Source organism: Amycolatopsis sp. cg5, from assembly GCF_041346955.1.
Lineage (GTDB): Bacteria > Actinomycetota > Actinomycetes > Mycobacteriales > Pseudonocardiaceae > Amycolatopsis.
Map to the genome: position 1 here is coordinate 3,065,163 of NZ_CP166849.1, position 16,308 is coordinate 3,081,470.

Consider the following 16,308-nt stretch of genomic DNA (forward strand, 5'->3'; position numbering starts at 1 on the left):
GGGCCTGGTGTCCGGCGTGATTGCTCGCATGCCGGACACCAGGGCCTCAGATTTCTTGTCAGGCCGCGTTCAGGGTGGCTAGCCACGCCCGGACCTCTGCCGGTTCGTAGCGGACGTGCTTACCCATCCTGAAAAACGGCGGCCCGTACTGCTTGAGCCGCCAGTCCCGCAGCGTCTTCTCTGGAATTCCTAGGTATGCCTCCAGTTCTTCCGGTCCCCACAGCCCTTCTGTCTCAACAACCCGGATGCGTACCGCTATGACGTCCCCCTTCCCCCTGGTCAAGCGGCCTCCGGCCGAGTTGCCGAAGTTTTCTCCCCGTCGCCGGGTGGTGGATTCGCGGCGAGCATCGCCCGGTCGTACTCGGCCCGCCAGGTGATCCGTTCCGCGATCGCCCGCATGACGAGGTGATCCCGAGGCGGGCACTGCGTGTCGCCCGGTTCGACCTTGCGCCAGGTGAACCGCGCCTTGTCGGGTTCGGGCTTGCTGATCCCGATCTCGGCGAGCGCGGCCATCACGAACCCGCGACGGTCGGACTTGTGGTCGGCCACGGTCTTGCCCGACCACTTGCGCGACACCAGCACCCGCCGCCCCGGAAGCCCGAGCGTGGCCCGCCGATGCGCACGGCCTTTGCAGTGCCCCGGAGTCGTCTTCGCGCCCGCGCCCTTGGGGTTGATCCCGTAGAGCAGCCACACAGCGCACCGAGCCGAACACGGCGTCACCGACAGCTCCGCGTGAAGGCGGTCGTGATGATCCCGCTGAGAGACCGTGTCGGCGTCGACGACCTCACCGGTGGACTTGGTGAGGTACTTGGTCAGATACCCGATGTGCCGCCCGGATTCCTCCGTGCCACCCAGCACACCCTTCGAGTGCACCTGAGCACCGAACCTCACCACATGCGCGGGCACCTCCACGGCCGCCACGGCGTCATCCCACGCGGTCAGCGGCACTGCGTGCCCGGGTCCACAAAGGACATCGCTTCAGCATCCCAGTACGGCATCCGGTCGGTGTAGACGATCTCGTCATGTTCCGGCCACCACACCTGATGGTAGGTCGCCTCGGTCACGAGCTTGACCGTCTCGTGCGAGATCGCCCCACGCAACGCGGTGTGCAGGTGCGGAGCCGCCCGCCGTTGCGGCTCCACGGTCGCGAAGTACTGCACATCCCAGCCGACCACCCGCCGCAGGTTCTGCCACCAGCGATCCACCAGCGCCGCGAAATGCACGGCGTCACGCGCGGCCCGCCGATAGTCATACGCCGCCGGGTTCACCGGGGAGCCGTCCGACCGCACCTGACCATAGGTGTCACAGGTGAGGGTGACGAACATCGAGGGCCGGAACTTCCCGGCGTACTCACGTCCCACGGTGGTCTTGGCGACCTTGCGCCGAGGCAGGTTCGGCGTGTCCTGGCGACGTTTCGTCGACCGCTTCACCGCCGTGCGTGCCGGAACATCCAGCCCCGGCAGACGGCCCGTCATCCCCGACGCCCGCAACTCAGCGTCCACACTGGACACCTCCGCCCGCAGCTCCTCCGCTTCCACCTCATCCCCGGCAGCGGTCACCTCCCGGTAGTGCGCAGCCAGGTCCGCCCGGAACTCCAATAGCTCCCGCTGCCCCTGAGATGGCTTCTCCCGCTCGATCACCGGCTCGCTGGTCCGGTGCCACCCCTCCCGGCACTGTGCTTGCCTCAGGGCCTTTGCCTTGCGGGCACAGGGAAGACATGTCGATTCCACAGTGGACCCGCACGGCACCGGGACATAGCGGAGTTCCCCGGTCTCGGTGTCGCCGACCTCCATCACGAACGGCCGCGTGCAGACCCCGTGCTGCTCCGCCGTCGCCTTCACCACGTCAGCGGCAAGTGCTCCGCGGAATCGCCTGTTCTCTTCGCTGGTCACGGCTGGTTTCTCGGCCTGGGTGTTGTCGGCCGGGTTGTTCTCGGTGGTGGTGGTCATGCCGACCTCCCTTCGTTCGCGCGCCGATCAGCCAGGTTGATCACCTGTGCGCCGCCGTTGGTGACGTAGTGCTCCAGCTGCTTGATCGTGTGGTCAGGAACCCATCCGGCCCGCACACGCAGCGGTTCCCGCACGCCCTCACCCCACACGTAGCCCAGACCCGCGTCGGATTCGGGAATGCGGTTGGCCCACGCGCCCCGTTCGTACGCGCCGTCACCGAGCACCATGGGTACCTGCGTCTTGGAGGTCAGGCGCATGGCGATGCGGCGGGGCAGCAGCTCCCGCACCGGAACCGTCTCCTTGGTCGGCTCCTGCACGTACCCGCGCACCGAGAACAACAACGCCCGCCCCTGCGTGGCCAGGATCGCCACCTTTTCCACAATGGAGTCACGGGTCTTGCGGTCGGTGTACTTCGTGAGCGCGCCAATCTCGTCGAACTCCAGCAGCTCTACCGGAAACTCCGTCGAGATCGGAACCTCACGCGTGTGCCCGGCGAAACACCGCTTGCGCTTCTCCAGCTCATCGAGCAGCCCGTCGAGCACCTCCAGCGCTTCCTTGCCGTTCTGCCCGTACCGGGCGAAAATCCCACGCCCGTAAGACAATTCCATTGCCTTGGGGTCGATCCCCGAGACCCGGACCAGGCCCGCGCGGATCGCCGGAGCGGCCGCCACGAGCGGACTCCACAGCGCCGAACCCTTACCCGACCCGGTAGCGCCCGCCACGAGCATGTGCGAACCCGTTCCCACCAACGGAATCGTCCACGGCTTGCCGTACTCGGTCACACCCGCGTGCACCGCCCGCAGATTCACCGACGTACCGTCAGGCGAGGACAGTTCCGGGATAGGCATGCACGTAACCGCCGAGGTCAACAGATCCCGCCGCATGAAGTCGATCGACACCACGTTGGGCTCCAGCTCCCGCACCTGGCAACGGGTGACTTTCCGAGCCACTGCCAGGGCGCGGGCAGCGTCGTCGAAATCCTCCGGCGTCTGACCCGGCACCAGGCGCACCCGGACCTCATCCCACGAGGCACCCGAACGCACCGACAGGATCTTCGGGACCGCCACACCGGATTCCTGGCGTGCTTTCGCGGTCGCTTCCCGCTTGCGCCGACGCGACACCAGGTTGACCGTGACATCGATCGGGATGGCGTCATCGCGCACCGTCAGCCCGCAGGCATGCAGCCACGTCGGCAGCTTGCGCCCGTAGAGCGTCCAGCGCAGCCACCACGCCCGCAGCCGACGACCGCACCACTGGTCATACCCGACCGCGTCCAGCCGCCACCACACGAGCTGAACCAGACCCAGCGAGGCCGCGATCACGACCAGCCATACCCAGCCCAGCCAGCGGCACCACGCCCACAACGCCACCAACGTCAACGCCGTGCGCCAGTAGGTGGCCAGTTGCCGAACAACCCAGCCGACCGCACGCACCACCGCCCACAGCGCCATCGCGAGGACCGCCAAAGCCGCCAAGGCTTCCAGCACTCCCGCCAGGGCACGGCCGACCTTGGCCAGCACCCACAGCAGCACCGCCAGGCCGCCGCCGACAGCCGCGAAGATCATCACGTTCTGCACGTCGTGTGCCTGCATCAGCGACCACCCCCGACCGGGAAAGATCGCTGAGTAATTGTGTTGCGCATCTGGGTGACCCCCGTTGACGCGCAGTACTTGCCGTCATTTATCGTTTGCATTGTTCGCTTACTCCAGTGGACAGGCGCAGAACCGGAACAGGTTGGGAAGCCAGGGGCCGGTTCTGCGTTTAATAGGGACAATTTTGGGCACGTAAGGACGCGTTTGTTGAACACGCGTCCCCACGTGCGGACTTTTATCGGTCTTCACTTGTTTTCCAACATGGAGGTCAGAAGGCGGTGAACGGACCCCCGTTCTCGTAACGCGGCTGCTCATAGCGGAAGTCCATGACCGCGCGGACCACCAGCAACTCCCGGGGCACGCACAGCACGTCAGCCAGCCGCACCGCGAGCTCCACCGACATCAACGGCTGCTCCGACCGCTCGATCTTGTACAGCAGGTTTTCCGAGCATCGCGCCCGCGCCGCCAGTTGCTTACCTGTCATGTGCTGCACCGCCCGGACCCAGCGGATCCACCCGCCGATCACCCGCGTGTCCGGCATCGGCAGCGAGGACACCGCAGCCCACCGCAACGCGTCCTGCCCGCAGTCCGGGCCAGAGATCGGCGTGTGGGCCCGCATCATTCCCACCCTCCCCGCTTCAGCTCCAAGTCCCGCAGCACCATCAGCGCCAGCACCGAACGGCTCACGTCGAGCACGTCAGCCAGTGCCGCCACCGCGTCCAGTGACCGCATCGCACGGGCCCCGCTTTCGAAGCGCAGCAACGATTGCGAGGCGATACCGGACAGCCTGCACACCTCCTCCACCGACAATTGCCGATGCTCCCGAATACCCTTGATAAACGCGCAGGTCTCCACATCCGGGATCGTCGCTCCACGCCACACCTGCGCAGGACGCCCACCCGGCACGATCCGCGAATCCATCACCCGACCTCCCTTTCCCGACTGTTCTTTCTCATTCCGCGCCAGTGACGAGGTCATAGCGCGCCGCGTTCCCGTGCGTCTTCCAGGTCCGCCACCGCCCACTCGAAAACCTGCGTACGCGGCAAACCCAGCCCATCCGCCAGGCGCACCATCGTCACGATTCCCTTCACCGGCCGCCGCCCGGACTCGATCTGTGCCAACGTCGCCGGTGACATATCCATACGTTTTGCCGCCTCTCGCAGCGACAGGGGAAAACCCTCGCGCGAGAGCCTGATCAGCTCCCCGAGCGGCAGGGGCACGCCTTCACCGAAAATGACTCCCGTCGCATTCACGTCGTCACCCCTGGCAATTCGTCAGCGTGCCCTTCCTCACGTTGTTCCGACAGCGCCGCCGCCTGGTTCCGGTCCACGAAATCGGCGACTTTGTCCGCGCCGTCACGAATCTGCCGCATCAGCCTTGCGAACTCCGGCCATTCCTGTGCGTCATTCGGCGGAGTGAAAGCCAGGCTGTCTGGGTCCAGATAGATCACCAGGGCCACCAAATGCTGACCTATCAGATGCATGTCCGCAGCCGAGTCCGCGCCTGGTTTCCACGTCGCGTTGAACGCCATAATTCCTATTCCTTGTTCTCGGTTTCCAAGTCGAATGTTTCGATCATTTCGTCAACGCCGTCGCGGAGTTGGTGAAGGAAACGCACGAACTCCGGCCACATCACCGGACCGCCCGGAGCCGCGATCACCAGACTTCCCGGATCCAGCGTCAGCACCAGCACCGCCGGATCGCGACCTACGTTGCGCATGCCCGCCATCGCATTCAGCCCCGGCGTCACCCTGATGCTGACCATTTGCCCGCCCTCCGCCAATCCCTGTCTTTGCCTCCCACTGCCACGCCTGCTCTTCAAACGCTGTGGCCGCAGAGTCCACGGCAGCGAGCGTCCACCAAGGAATTTCGGGATCTGCGGCAATAGCGCGCCAGGCCGAGGCCACGGCCGGGAAGCCTCTGCCATCTCCCGGGCCGCAGCCTCACTCGAAAGCCGAGACTGACTCGTCCAAACAGCCCCGTACTCTCGATACGCCCGTTCCCATGCGTGGACTACCTTTTTGGACACCATCGCAACGTCATCCAGTCCAAGCCCGTCACGCTGCCTTGGACTCAGCCGCACCCGACCGAGTCGACTTCGCGCCACCACCCGCAGCCGCAGCCTTGAAGCCGGTGGCCCGGAACGCGTAACCCTGGTACTTGAACTCACCGTTGCCCGCGACCTTGGGTTCAGCCGTGAGTCCGTCCAGCTCAATCGGGCGCATGCCCGGCAGCACCTCCGACGTTGTCGGCACCGGCTGCACATCAGCCAACAGCGTGATCTCGAACGAGGCCCGCTTTGCCTTGGTCTCGCCCAAATCGGTCGCGGTCAGCTTCCACTGACGCTTACCTGTGATCTCGTCGATGCGCTGCTTAGCCTGCTTTCCCCTTGCCTTGTCCTCGTTCGACAAATACTCGTTGTCCGGTGCCACGTCGCCGACCATCACAAGCCCTTGCGGAAAAGCCTCATCGAATTCAATCGTGAAACGGTGACCCTTGAAAATCGCCATGTCGTTGTTGGTCCTCTGTTCGGGTCCGCCCCTGTTGGCGGCACACCACTAGATTCGGCCAAACAGCAGTCTTGCCGCAGCCCCATGGCGGTCTCGTGTGGATCTTCCTCGACCCGAGTTGTCTCTAGTTGTCTCTAGTCTGGTATCATGGTTGGCATGACCGACGACCGGGCAGGGGCGGAGAAAGACCGACCAATCGTGCTCAAAGTGCTGCTTCAGCAGCGCCATCTGCATACACACAGTGCGTTCAGGCGCGAATACGACCGAGTGGCGCTTAGGCTCGACAAAGACCTGAAAGGGAGCGCGCCCAGTAAAGCGCAATTCTATCGCTGGTTATCTGGCGATCTAGCCAGGTTGCCATACTCGGATCATTGCCGAGTCCTCGAAAGCATGTTTCCAGACTGGACTGTTCAGCAGCTTTTCGAGGAGCACGCAGGCGGCATTGGGTTCATCCCGGAGCCGCCGACGCCAGTCCGCCAAGCGACGACCCTGTTGGCAAGTCCGCCGGTTGACGAGGAGCGACCGAGGGGTGTCCCGGGGGAGCTTGTGGCGCTCTATCCACACCGGTCGGATACGCCGAAAAGTCTATGGCTCGACCTTCTTAGTGGTGCATCCGAATCTATTGACCTATTTGCCAATGCCAGTTTATTTCTTCCTGAGGATAACCCTACTGCGATCGAAATCCTCAAGAAGAAGGCGCGCAGCGGCGTTAAGATCCGCATACTGCTCGGTGACCCCGATACGGAAGCGATGGTTTTGCGAGGCAAGGAAGAACGGCTTTTTGATGCCATTCCTGGCAGAATTAAGATGGCACTCGCCTACTATCGCCCGCTCGTCGGAATAGAGGGGATTGAATTTCGGTTGCACGCGACGTCTTTGTATAACTCGATATTTCGATACGACGATCAGATGTTGGTCAATCAGCACATCTATGGTACGTACGGATATATCGCGCCTATTCTGCACCTGCGAAAGGTGGCAGGTGCAGACTTCTTTGATACCTACATGAAGAGCTTTGAGCTTGTCTGGAATGAAGAGGCATACGGAATCGACCAGGCGGAAGCGAAGAACGGCTAGCTTTGATCGTTGCGCAACTTCGCGAGCGAAGTTAGAAACAGGCTCAAGTTAGACAAGTCGGCCAAGGTCACGTCGGCTCCAGCTTTGCTCAACTGATCCACCGAGTAGATCCCCGTCGCCACGGCGATGACCTTTGCGTCTCCGTCATGCCCGGCCTTGACGTCTTCCAGTGTGTCGCCAATCAGAATTGTTGACGACCGATCAAACGTGATGCCGTACTTTTCCGCCACTTTCCGACGTGATGCATCCACCAGGTTTGAGCGCACCTTGTCATCTGATCCATATCCGCCCACCTCCATATCGACGCGAGAATCAAGATCGAAAGCCGCAAGCTTGGCCCGAGCATTCGGCAAGATATTTCCGGTTAGAGCAGACTGCACGACATTGGGTGCCGATTTCAGCGCAGCCAGCGCGTCCAGCACTCCGGGAAGAATATGGCCTCGCTTTGGCAACTCCGGCGCGTTTCGCTCCATAGCCTTGGTTAGCACGCCTTCGAACTGCGCGATCTCGACGTATCCGCTGGCATCAACCGAGTTGGCTTCCAGGATGTCCCGCATGATCTGAAAGTCGGTGCGTCCATCGGTCACCGGTCGAATCTCAATTGAGCGCCCAGTCAGCAACTCGAACGCCAAGGCGTACGTATCTTTGCTCACACCGCCGTTCTCAATCAGCGTGTGGTCCACGTCCCAGAGCACCAACGTCTTCGGGAGCTTCTCGACGAGGTCATGCAGGTTGGTAGCCATGGCCCCCATGCTTCCATACCCGGCCACCAGCTACCCCGTTACTCAAGTCACCGAGCTTCACCAGGCCACGTCTAGGTAACTTGCTGCCGAATTTGGCTCTATGGGATCAAGGCGCCGCCTTGCGGCGGCGCGCACAGGTCACCTTGCGTGCGGCGGACTTCGCCCCATGGCGGGATCGGCCTCCCGCTCCGCTCCGGCCGCCCCGCCGGGCGAGCCCGCCGACACAGGCGAATGCACGCGCGCCGCCGCCGTGTCCTCAACCATGGCCACATCGGGCCGCCGTACCCACGGCATGAGAAAGCCCCCGGCGTCCACGAGGGGGGAGGGGAACGCCGGGGGCCAGTCGAGTATTCAGGGGCCCGCACCAGGTCGCAACGCGATTCGCCCGAGGGTGTCTCGGCCCGCAGGAGGTCACCGCGGAATTGCCCGGCAGCCGCACAGGTCAGGACGACATTCGGGCATGCGGATGTGAGCGACGGGGTCAAAGAAGGTGGGCCTTCCCCGCAGCAGATCGTTTAACACCAGACCGCCTGCATCAAGAGCGCCTACGGCGTCGCTACGCGATGAAGCAAGCTTCACTTTGACACAGACGGCCTGGTGCTAACGCGGGCAGGGGCGAGGAAGACGGGGGCGGAGAGCCCACCAGGTCTACAGCCTCGTAGCCCGACTCACCAAGGAGCCACGACAATGCCCAGCCGCCAGATCAGCCCCAACCAGACCGCCCTGTTCAGCCCCCACCAACTGACTCTCTGGACCGAGCAGGCCAAGGCCGTCAGGCCGTCTCCAGGCCGTCAGACGTCCGGACCGGACCAGACCCAACCGGACCCAATCCGACCAAAGATGCAGGTCAGGACCTGTTTGACCTCGAAGCCCTCCCAGCTCAGGAAACACCGGGCAAAGTTCTACGACAACTACTTCGTCCCGCGCGGGTACGCGATCGTGCTCGTCGACCTCGCGGGCACCAACCGGTCGCAGGGCTGCGCCGATGTCGGCGGGCCGTCGGACGTGCTCTCCGCGAAGGCCGTCGTCGACTGGCTGAACGGCCGCGCGCAGGGCTATACCGCCAAAACCGGCGGCTCGGCGACGACGGCGGGCTGGTCGACCGGGAAGGTCGGCATGATCGGCAAGTCCTACGACGCGACGATCGCCAACGGCGTCGCCGCGACCGGGGTGGACGGACTGAAGACGATCGTGCCGATCGCCGGGATCAGCTCCTGGTACAACTACTACCGCTCCGACGGCGCCACCTTCGGCTTCAACCCGGTCGGGCTCGCGCAGACGGTGGAACGCGGCAACAGCGGGCAGAACTGTTCCGCCGCCAACCAGAAACTCACCCAAGGCGCGACCAGCAACGGCGACTACGGCCCGTTCTGGTCCGCGCGCGACTACCTCACCACGGCCCAGAACGTGCGCGCGAGCGTGCTGCTTTCGCACGGGCTCGGCGACCTCAACGTCCAGACCATCCACTTCGGACAGTGGTGGGACCGGCTCGCGGCCAACGGCGTCGAGCGCAAGATCTGGCTCTCGCAAACCGGGCACGTCGACCCGTTCGACTACCGGCGCGCCCAGTGGGTCGACACCTTGCACCAGTGGTTCGACCATTACCTGCTCGGCATCGACAACGGCATCGAGCGCGGTCCGATGGCGAGCATCGAGCGTGCGCCGGACCAGTGGGTGGACCAGTCGTCGTGGCCTGCCGCGAACACCTCCGGCGTGACCTACCGCCCGCACGCGGGCGCCGCGGCGGGCCTCGGTTCGCTGACGACGGCGCCGTCGAGCGGCACCGCGGCGTTCACCGACAATCCGCGGCTGAGCGAGACCGACTGGGCGGCCCAGCCGTCGAGCGTCTCCGGTAACCGGGTGCTGTACTCGACCGGCAAGCTCGACCGTGATCTGCAGATCTCCGGAACGTCCACGATCACGGTCACCGCGACGCCGAACACCTCGACCGCGCAGCTGTCCGCGGTGCTCGTCGACTACGGGCCCGCGACGATCCGCAACTACACCGGCTCCGGCGAGGGCATCAAGACCGGCACCGGCGAAACCTGCTGGGGCGCCAACGCTCCCGGCGACAACGGCTGCTACCGCGTCACCACCGCGGACTCGGTGACGGTCGGCTCGGAGATCTTCAGCCGTGGCTGGGCGGACCTCGGCAACTACCGCTCGCTCGGCAAGGAAGAGCCGCTCACCCCCGGCAAGGCGTACACGATGACCTTCCGGCTGGCGAGCACCGACCACGTCGTCCCCAAGGGACACCAGCTCGCCCTGATCATCGGCGGCACGGACCAGGGCTTCCTCGGCCAGCCACGCGCGGCGACCAAGTTCACCCTGGACCTGGCTAAGACGTCGGTGAACCTTCCGGTGGCCGGCTCGGCCCCGAGCTTCGGGCTGGACGTCTCGGTCAACCTGCCGCTCGGCCTGGGTCACCTGCGCCTGAACCCCGAGATCCGCCTCGGCTGGTAAAAAAATCCCAATGTGGCTTTCGTCAGATTTGAGCTGACGAAAGCCACATTGGGGGCCTGAAACCTGACCAATGGCACATTGGGATTTTTTTAGCTGGGTTCGGCGGCGGGGGAAGTGCGGGCGGAAACCTTGCGCTGCAAGGCTTTCGCGATGGGCTCGACCACGCGGGCCGCGGTCGGGCCGAGGATGGCCATGAGCAGGACGTAGGCCGTGGCGAGCGCGGCGAGGTCGCCGCTGACCGCGCCGGTGGCCACGGCCAAGCCCGCGATGACGATCGAGAACTCGCCTCGGGCGACCAGTGCGGCGCCTGCTCGGGCGCGGCCCAGTTTGCCGATGCCCTGGCGCCTGGCCGCCCACCAGCCGGTGCCGACCTTGGTGAGCGTGGTCGTCACCGCGAGCACGACGGCCCAGCCGAGTACCGGCGGGATCGAGGCCGGGTTGGTGTTGAGGCCGAAGACCACGAAGAACACGGCCGCGAAGAGGTCGCGCAGTGGTTCGAGCATGTGCGTCGCGTTCTCGGCGGTGGAGCCGGAGATCGCGATGCCGAGCAGGAAGGCGCCGACCGCGGCCGAGACCTGCATGGCCGACGCGACGCCCGCGACGAGCAGCGCGGCGCCGAGGACCTTGAGTAGGAAGACCTCGCGGTCGGGGCTGTCGACCAGCGCCGAGACGTAGCGGCCGAACTTCAGCGCGATCACGAGCACGACGGTGATCACCATCAGCGAGATGCCGACGGCTTCGAGGCCGCCGAGGAAGCTGACACCGCCGAGCACCGCGGTCAAGATCGGGAGATAAAGGGCCATCACCAGGTCTTCGAAGACCAGGATCGACAGCACCACCGGGGTTTCGCGGTTACCGAGGCGGCCGAGGTCGCCCAGCACCTTCGCGATGATCCCCGAAGACGAGATGTAGGTGACGCCCGCCATCACGAGCGCGCCGATCGGGCCCCAGCCCAGTATCAGCGCGACCGCCGCGCCCGGCGCCGCGTTCAGCACGATGTCGACCAGACCGGCCATCCACGAACGGCGCAGTCCGGTGAACAGCTCCGCGGCCGAGTACTCGAGGCCCAGCAGGAGCAACAGGAGCACGACGCCGATCTCGCTGGCGAGGTGGGTGAAGCCGCCGATGTCGGTCAGCGGGATCAGCCCGCCTTGGCCGAAGCAGAGGCCGCCGATCAGGTAGAGCGGAATGGGGGACATCCCGATCTTCCCGGCCAGGCGCCCGAGCGCGCCCAGCACGAAGAAGACCGCCCCGAGTTCGATCAAGGACAGTGCGGTGTGATCCATCCGCTCAGCCCGACTTGAGGATCTTGGCGGCGGCTTCGAGTCCTTCGGAGGTGCCGACGACCACGAGCAGGTCGCCGCCGGTGAAGGTGAAGTCCGGGGTCGGGGAGGGATGCACCTGCCCGGCGCGCATCACCGCGACGACCGAGACGCTGGTGCGGGTGCGCAGCGCGGTGTCGCCGAGCGTGCGGCCGTCGAACGGCGAGTTCGCCTTGATCGGCAGCTGCTTGGTGTTGATGCCGGGCAGGTCGCGGTGCTCCTCGTTCAGCTGCGCGACGAGCTGCGGCGCGCCGAGCAGGTTCGCGAGCGCGCCCGCCTCCTCGGAGCTGAGGGGGATCGAGGCCATGCAGGCGTCGGGGTCGTCCGCTTTGGACACTATGAGGTCGGTCTGGCCGTCGCGTTTGCTGACGACGCCGATCCTCCTTCCGTTGCGCGTCGCGAAGTCCTTACGCACACCGATCCCAGGAAGGGGAGTCACCTCGACGTTCACGTCACCACCGTAACCCATTGTCCGATTCGGGCGGATCAGCCGACCAGCAGCAAGATCCCCGTCACCACGACCAACGCCGCGGTGGCGCCGTGGATTCCGAACGCGGCGGCCTTCTTCCCCTTGTGCCGCAACACGACCAGCATGTCGCCGAGCGGGATGCTCGCGATCGCGAGCAGCAGCCAGCCCAGCGCGTGCTGGTCACCGTAGATCCACAGCGCCACGACGATCACCGCCGACCCGAGGTCGCGCACGCCCTTGACGTGGAAGTAGCTGTCGCCGCGCGACGGCAGTTCCCGGAACCCGAAGCCGGGCGCGATCGCGGCGGGCTTCCAGATGTACATGACGCCGATGTAGGCGATGAACGCGGCGAGCAGGCCGGTGAGGACGTAAGCGGTGGTCAGCATGAGGGTTCCTCCAGTGATCTAGCAGTGCTAGTAATACTGGCAACGCTAGCGTAGCGGCGCTAGCTTGTCTAGCAATGCTAGGATCTGGGTATGACCAGTCCGACACGCAAGCAGCGCGACCGCGCCGATCGGGAACTCGCGATCGTCGCCGCGGCCAGGGAGCTCGCCGAGGCCGAGGGCTGGGACGCCGTCACCACCCGGCGGCTCTCGGCCAAGATCGAGTACAGCCAGCCCGTGCTCTACAGCCACTTCGCCGGCAAGGACGCGATCATGGCCGCGGCCGCCGTCGAAGGCTGCGCCGAGCTTGCCGTGATCCTGCGGAAAGCCCGGGTGGAAGGGAGCACCGCGCGCCAGGCCATGGCCGCGCTCGCCCGCGCGTACGTCGGCTTCTCCGACGAGAAGCCTGCGCTCTACGACGCGATGTTCACGCTGCCGACCGAGCTGCGGTTCGGCGGGCCCGACGCGCCGCAGCCGCTCAAGGACGCGTTCGGCGAACTGCTGGCCATCGTCGGGCCGGTGGCGGGGGACCGGGACCTCGAAACGCTGACCGAGACGTTCTGGGCGGCACTGCACGGCATCGTCACGCTCAACCGGAACGGGCGGCAGCGGACGGCGCAGCGTGAGGCACGTCTCGCACTGCTGGTCGAGCAGTTCGCCCAGGGCACGGCCGACTGAACCGACCGGCACCCCACCAGGCAGAATGGGGACCGGAAATCGGCGGACGAGCTAGGAGAGTATCGGTGGCGGGAGCCCTACGTGGTGTGGTCGCGCTGGACGGCCCGTCGGGGACCGGGAAGACCACGGTCGCGCGCAAGCTCGCGGCGAAGCTGAGCGCCGGCTACCTCGACACCGGTGCGATGTACCGGATCGTCACGCTCGCCGTGCTCCGCGCGGGTGTCGACCCCCAGGACGCGGACCGGGTCGCCGAGGTCGCGCGGGCGGCCGAACTCGCCATCGGCACCAGCCCCGAGCGGCCCAGCGTCGAACTCGGTGGCGAGGACGTCGCCGCCGAGATCCGGGGCCCGGAGGTCACGCTGGCCGTCTCGCCGGTCTCGGCCGTGCCCGCCGTGCGTGAGTTCCTCGTCGCCGAGCAGCGGCGGATCATCGCCGAAGTCGTTGACGCGCAAGGCGGAATCGTCGTCGAGGGTCGTGACATCGGCACCGTCGTCACGCCGGACTCGCCGCTCAAGGTCTTCCTCACCGCGTCCTCGGACGTGCGCGCCAAGCGGCGCAGCGCGCAGGACTCGGCCGCCGGTCGCGAGTCCACTGTGGACGACGCGAAGGCGAGCGTCGAGCGGCGCGACAAGCTGGACTCGACGCGCGCGGCCTCGCCGCTGCGCAAGGCCGAGGACGCCGTGCCGGTCGACACCTCCGAGCTGAACATCGACCAGGTGATCGTGGCGCTGGCCGAGCTGGCCAGCCAGCGCGGGCTGCTCAGCGAATGCCCGGTCGAGGTCACCCGGTGACCGCGAAGGGACTTCCCGAGGGCTCCGTCGGGTGGATGCACGAGATGGGCCGCCTCATCGGCCGGTACTGCCTGCGGCCCGCGTTCCGGGTGAAGGTGCACGGCCGTGACCGGATCCCGGTCACCGGCCCGCTGGTGGTGATCGGCAACCACAGCTCGATGGCCGAGCCGGGACTGCTGTTCGGAATGCTGCCGCGCCGCAGCGCGTTCCTGGTCAAGGACGAGCTTTTCCGTGGCTTCGTCGGCTGGTACTTCCCGAAGCTCGGGCAGATCCCGGTCAAGCGGGACGCGGTGGACCGCAAGCCCCTGCTCACCGCGGCGGGCGTGCTCAAAGACGGCGGGTGCGTCGGGATCTTTCCCGAGGGCACCCGAGGTGCCGGCGACGCCGAGAGTTTCGAGCGTGGCGCGGCATGGCTCGTGCGGGCGGGTGGTGCCACCGTGGTGCCGGTCGCGACGCGCGGGACACGCAAACCGGCCGACGGCAAACGCCGCTGGCGGCCGCGAGTCGACATCATGGTCGGCGAACCGTTCACCCCGGAAATAGGGCGGGGCAAGACCGGGCTGGAGGAGGGCACCGAGCAGATGCGCGTTGCCCTCGCCGACCTGGTCGCGGTTTTGGACAAATGGCGCTTGGAACACGGAATCCAAGACACGCGAAAGTAGTAGAGCAATGGAAGAGTTCGACGGAGCCGGCGAAGTAGACGGCTCCTGGTCAGACGAGTCCGAGTTCGCGTCGCTCGACGCGGCGATCGAGGCAGGCGAAGCGGCCGAAGAGGCCCAGCTCTCGCAGCCGGTGCTCGCCGTCGTCGGCAGGCCGAACGTCGGTAAGTCGACGCTGGTCAACCGCATTCTCGGCCGCCGAGAGGCGGTCGTTCAGGACGTTCCCGGCGTCACCCGTGACCGGATCGCGTACGACGCGTTCTGGGGCGGCCGCCGCTTCACGCTGGTCGACACCGGCGGCTGGGAGCCCGGCGCTTCCGGGCTGCAGGCCTCCATCACCGCGCAGGCGGAGATGGCGATGTCCACCGCCGACGCCGTGCTGCTGGTCGTCGACGCCTCGGTCGGCGCGACCACCACCGACGAGGCCGTCGCGCGCGTGCTGCGCCGCTCGAAGACCCCGGTCCTGCTGGCCGCCAACAAGGTCGACGACGAGCGCCTGCTCGCCGACACCGCTTCGCTGTGGTCGCTCGGCCTCGGCGAGCCGTACCCGGTCAGCGCGCTGCACGGCCGCAACTCGGGTGACCTGCTCGACGCGATCATCAAGGCGCTGCCCGAGGCGCCCCGTGACGGCGACCGCGCCGTCGCCGGTCCGCGCCGTGTCGCGCTGGTCGGCAAGCCGAACGTGGGCAAGTCGAGCCTGCTCAACAAGCTCACCGGCGAGCAGCGTTCGGTCGTCGACTCGGTGGCGGGCACCACGGTCGACCCGGTCGACTCGCTGGTCGAGCTGGACGGTCAGACCTGGCGGTTCGTCGACACGGCCGGTCTGCGCAAGCGGGTCAACTCGGCCAACGGCGCCGAGTACTACGCCTCGCTGCGCACCAAGACCGCGATCGACGCGGCCGAGGTCGCGATCGTGCTGCTGGACTCCAGCGAGCCGCTGTCCGAGCAGGACCTGCGGGTGCTGACCATGGTCGTCGAGGCCGGTCGCGCGTGCGTGCTGGCGTTCAACAAGTGGGACCTGGTCGACGAGGACCGCCGCCACCAGATGGTGCGTGAGCTCGAACGCGGCCTGGTCCGCGTGCCGTGGGCCGACAAGGTCAACATCTCGGCGCTGACCGGGCGTTCGGTGCGCAAGCTGGCGCCCGCGCTGCGTACCGCGCTCACCTCGTGGGACCAGCGCGTGCCGACCGGCCTGCTCAACGCCTGGCTGTCCGACCTCATCGCGGCCACCCCGCCGCCGGTGCGCGGCGGCAAGCAGCCGAAGGTGCTGTTCGCGACCCAGGCAGGCATCCGGCCGCCGACGCTGGTGCTGTTCACCACGGGCTTCCTCGAGGCGGGTTACCGCCGGTTCATCGAGCGCAAGTTCCGTGAGCGGTTCGGCTTCGAGGGCTCGCCGGTGCGGATCAACGTCCGTGTCCGCGAGAAGAAGCCGCGCGTCGGCTCCAAGCCTTCGAAGGTCGCAAAGAAGAAGTAGTAGCGGTCCGTGATGGCCACATTCCGGGAAAACTGTCCCGGAGTGTGGCCATTCGCGCGTGTCAGGGCCTTGACCTGGTGATTCCCGACACTCGAAAGTGACCTTCAAGAGATCTGGCGTTCACCTTTGGTAAAGTCATCGGTCTGTTAGCGGGCACCTCATTCGGAGTGCAAGCCCGAATACGCTCGTCTGGAAGGTG

Annotated in this window: 18 protein-coding genes and 1 pseudogene; 6 read left to right on the forward strand and 13 right to left on the reverse strand. The window is 66.2% G+C overall.

Annotation, left to right across the window (positions count from 1 at the left end; translation table 11 throughout):
* Positions 1-58 precede the first annotated feature (58 nt).
* From AB5J62_RS14060 to AB5J62_RS14100, 9 genes and pseudogenes are all read right to left on the reverse strand, one after another.
* Positions 59-283: a helix-turn-helix transcriptional regulator gene (locus AB5J62_RS14060; RefSeq protein WP_370948179.1), complete on the reverse strand. Its 225-nt coding sequence runs from the start codon at positions 281-283 to the stop codon at positions 59-61.
* Positions 280-1,949 (reverse strand): annotated as a pseudogene (locus tag AB5J62_RS14065) (replication initiator). The gene AB5J62_RS14060 and the pseudogene AB5J62_RS14065 overlap by 4 nt, the downstream one beginning before the upstream one ends.
* Positions 1,946-3,541: an FtsK/SpoIIIE domain-containing protein gene (locus tag AB5J62_RS14070; protein ID WP_370948177.1), complete on the reverse strand. Its 1,596-nt coding sequence runs from the start codon at positions 3,539-3,541 to the stop codon at positions 1,946-1,948. The pseudogene AB5J62_RS14065 and the gene AB5J62_RS14070 overlap by 4 nt, the downstream one beginning before the upstream one ends.
* Positions 3,542-3,809: 268 nt before the next feature.
* A complete protein-coding gene (locus tag AB5J62_RS14075; RefSeq protein WP_370948176.1) occupies positions 3,810-4,163 on the reverse strand; it encodes a helix-turn-helix domain-containing protein in 354 nt (117 codons plus the stop codon).
* The gene (locus tag AB5J62_RS14080) at positions 4,160-4,462 is read right to left on the reverse strand and encodes a helix-turn-helix domain-containing protein (protein WP_370948175.1); all 303 of its coding nucleotides are present in this window, start codon (positions 4,460-4,462) and stop codon (positions 4,160-4,162) included. The genes AB5J62_RS14075 and AB5J62_RS14080 overlap by 4 nt, the downstream gene beginning before the upstream one ends.
* A gap of 53 nt (positions 4,463-4,515) precedes the next feature.
* Entirely contained in the window at positions 4,516-4,794 is a 279-nt protein-coding gene (locus AB5J62_RS14085) for a helix-turn-helix domain-containing protein (RefSeq protein WP_370948174.1), read from the reverse strand.
* On the reverse strand, positions 4,791-5,072 hold the full coding sequence (locus AB5J62_RS14090; protein ID WP_370948173.1) for a hypothetical protein: 282 nt from the start codon (positions 5,070-5,072) through the stop codon (positions 4,791-4,793). Before AB5J62_RS14090 ends, AB5J62_RS14085 begins: the two co-directional genes overlap by 4 nt.
* A 5-nt stretch (positions 5,073-5,077) precedes the next feature.
* On the reverse strand, positions 5,078-5,305 hold the full coding sequence (locus AB5J62_RS14095; protein ID WP_370948172.1) for a hypothetical protein: 228 nt from the start codon (positions 5,303-5,305) through the stop codon (positions 5,078-5,080).
* Between the two features lie 292 nt (positions 5,306-5,597).
* Positions 5,598-6,050 carry a hypothetical protein gene (locus AB5J62_RS14100; protein WP_370948171.1) on the reverse strand — a complete coding sequence of 151 codons (453 nt, stop codon included), beginning with the start codon at positions 6,048-6,050 and terminating at the stop codon, positions 5,598-5,600.
* A 156-nt stretch (positions 6,051-6,206) separates the two neighbouring features.
* On the opposite strand from AB5J62_RS14100, the gene AB5J62_RS14105 reads away from it, so the two are divergent.
* Positions 6,207-7,127: a hypothetical protein gene (locus AB5J62_RS14105; RefSeq protein ID WP_370948170.1), complete on the forward strand. Its 921-nt coding sequence runs from the start codon at positions 6,207-6,209 to the stop codon at positions 7,125-7,127.
* Here AB5J62_RS14105 and AB5J62_RS14110 read toward each other — a convergent pair.
* A complete protein-coding gene (locus AB5J62_RS14110; RefSeq protein ID WP_370948169.1) occupies positions 7,124-7,870 on the reverse strand; it encodes a haloacid dehalogenase-like hydrolase in 747 nt (248 codons plus the stop codon). The genes AB5J62_RS14105 and AB5J62_RS14110 overlap by 4 nt on opposite strands.
* A gap of 687 nt (positions 7,871-8,557) precedes the next feature.
* Between AB5J62_RS14110 and AB5J62_RS14115 the strand changes: the two genes are divergently transcribed.
* Complete coding sequence (locus tag AB5J62_RS14115; RefSeq protein ID WP_370948650.1) at positions 8,558-10,333, forward strand: Xaa-Pro dipeptidyl-peptidase; 1,776 nt, start codon at positions 8,558-8,560, stop codon at positions 10,331-10,333.
* An 89-nt stretch (positions 10,334-10,422) separates the two neighbouring features.
* On the opposite strand, the gene AB5J62_RS14120 is transcribed toward AB5J62_RS14115, so the two are convergent.
* The 3 genes from AB5J62_RS14120 to AB5J62_RS14130 are packed head-to-tail and all read right to left on the reverse strand — an operon-like array spanning position 10,423 to position 12,510.
* Positions 10,423-11,619, reverse strand: coding sequence for a cation:proton antiporter (locus tag AB5J62_RS14120; RefSeq protein WP_370948651.1), 1,197 nt, complete (start codon positions 11,617-11,619; stop codon positions 10,423-10,425).
* Between the two features lie 4 nt (positions 11,620-11,623).
* A complete protein-coding gene (locus AB5J62_RS14125) occupies positions 11,624-12,106 on the reverse strand; it encodes a cation:proton antiporter regulatory subunit (protein WP_370948652.1) in 483 nt (160 codons plus the stop codon).
* Between the two features lie 35 nt (positions 12,107-12,141).
* Positions 12,142-12,510, reverse strand: a complete 369-nt coding sequence (locus AB5J62_RS14130) for a DUF4267 domain-containing protein (protein ID WP_370948653.1) — start codon at positions 12,508-12,510, stop codon at positions 12,142-12,144.
* 90 nt (positions 12,511-12,600) lie between these two features.
* Here AB5J62_RS14130 and AB5J62_RS14135 point away from each other — a divergent pair, with 90 nt between their 5' ends.
* The 4 genes from AB5J62_RS14135 to der all read left to right on the forward strand — a co-directional run bounded on the left by AB5J62_RS14135 (position 12,601) and on the right by der (position 16,109).
* The gene (locus tag AB5J62_RS14135) at positions 12,601-13,185 is read left to right on the forward strand and encodes a TetR/AcrR family transcriptional regulator (protein WP_370948654.1); all 585 of its coding nucleotides are present in this window, start codon (positions 12,601-12,603) and stop codon (positions 13,183-13,185) included.
* Positions 13,186-13,271: 86 nt separating this feature from the next.
* Positions 13,272-13,976 (forward strand): (d)CMP kinase, encoded by a 705-nt coding sequence (gene cmk, locus AB5J62_RS14140; protein ID WP_370950259.1) that lies wholly within the window; start codon positions 13,272-13,274, stop codon positions 13,974-13,976.
* The gene (locus tag AB5J62_RS14145; protein ID WP_370948655.1) at positions 13,973-14,638 is read left to right on the forward strand and encodes a lysophospholipid acyltransferase family protein; all 666 of its coding nucleotides are present in this window, start codon (positions 13,973-13,975) and stop codon (positions 14,636-14,638) included. Before cmk ends, AB5J62_RS14145 begins: the two co-directional genes overlap by 4 nt.
* A gap of 7 nt (positions 14,639-14,645) precedes the next feature.
* Entirely contained in the window at positions 14,646-16,109 is a 1,464-nt protein-coding gene (gene der, locus AB5J62_RS14150; RefSeq protein WP_370948656.1) for a ribosome biogenesis GTPase Der, read from the forward strand.
* Positions 16,110-16,308 lie beyond the last annotated feature (199 nt).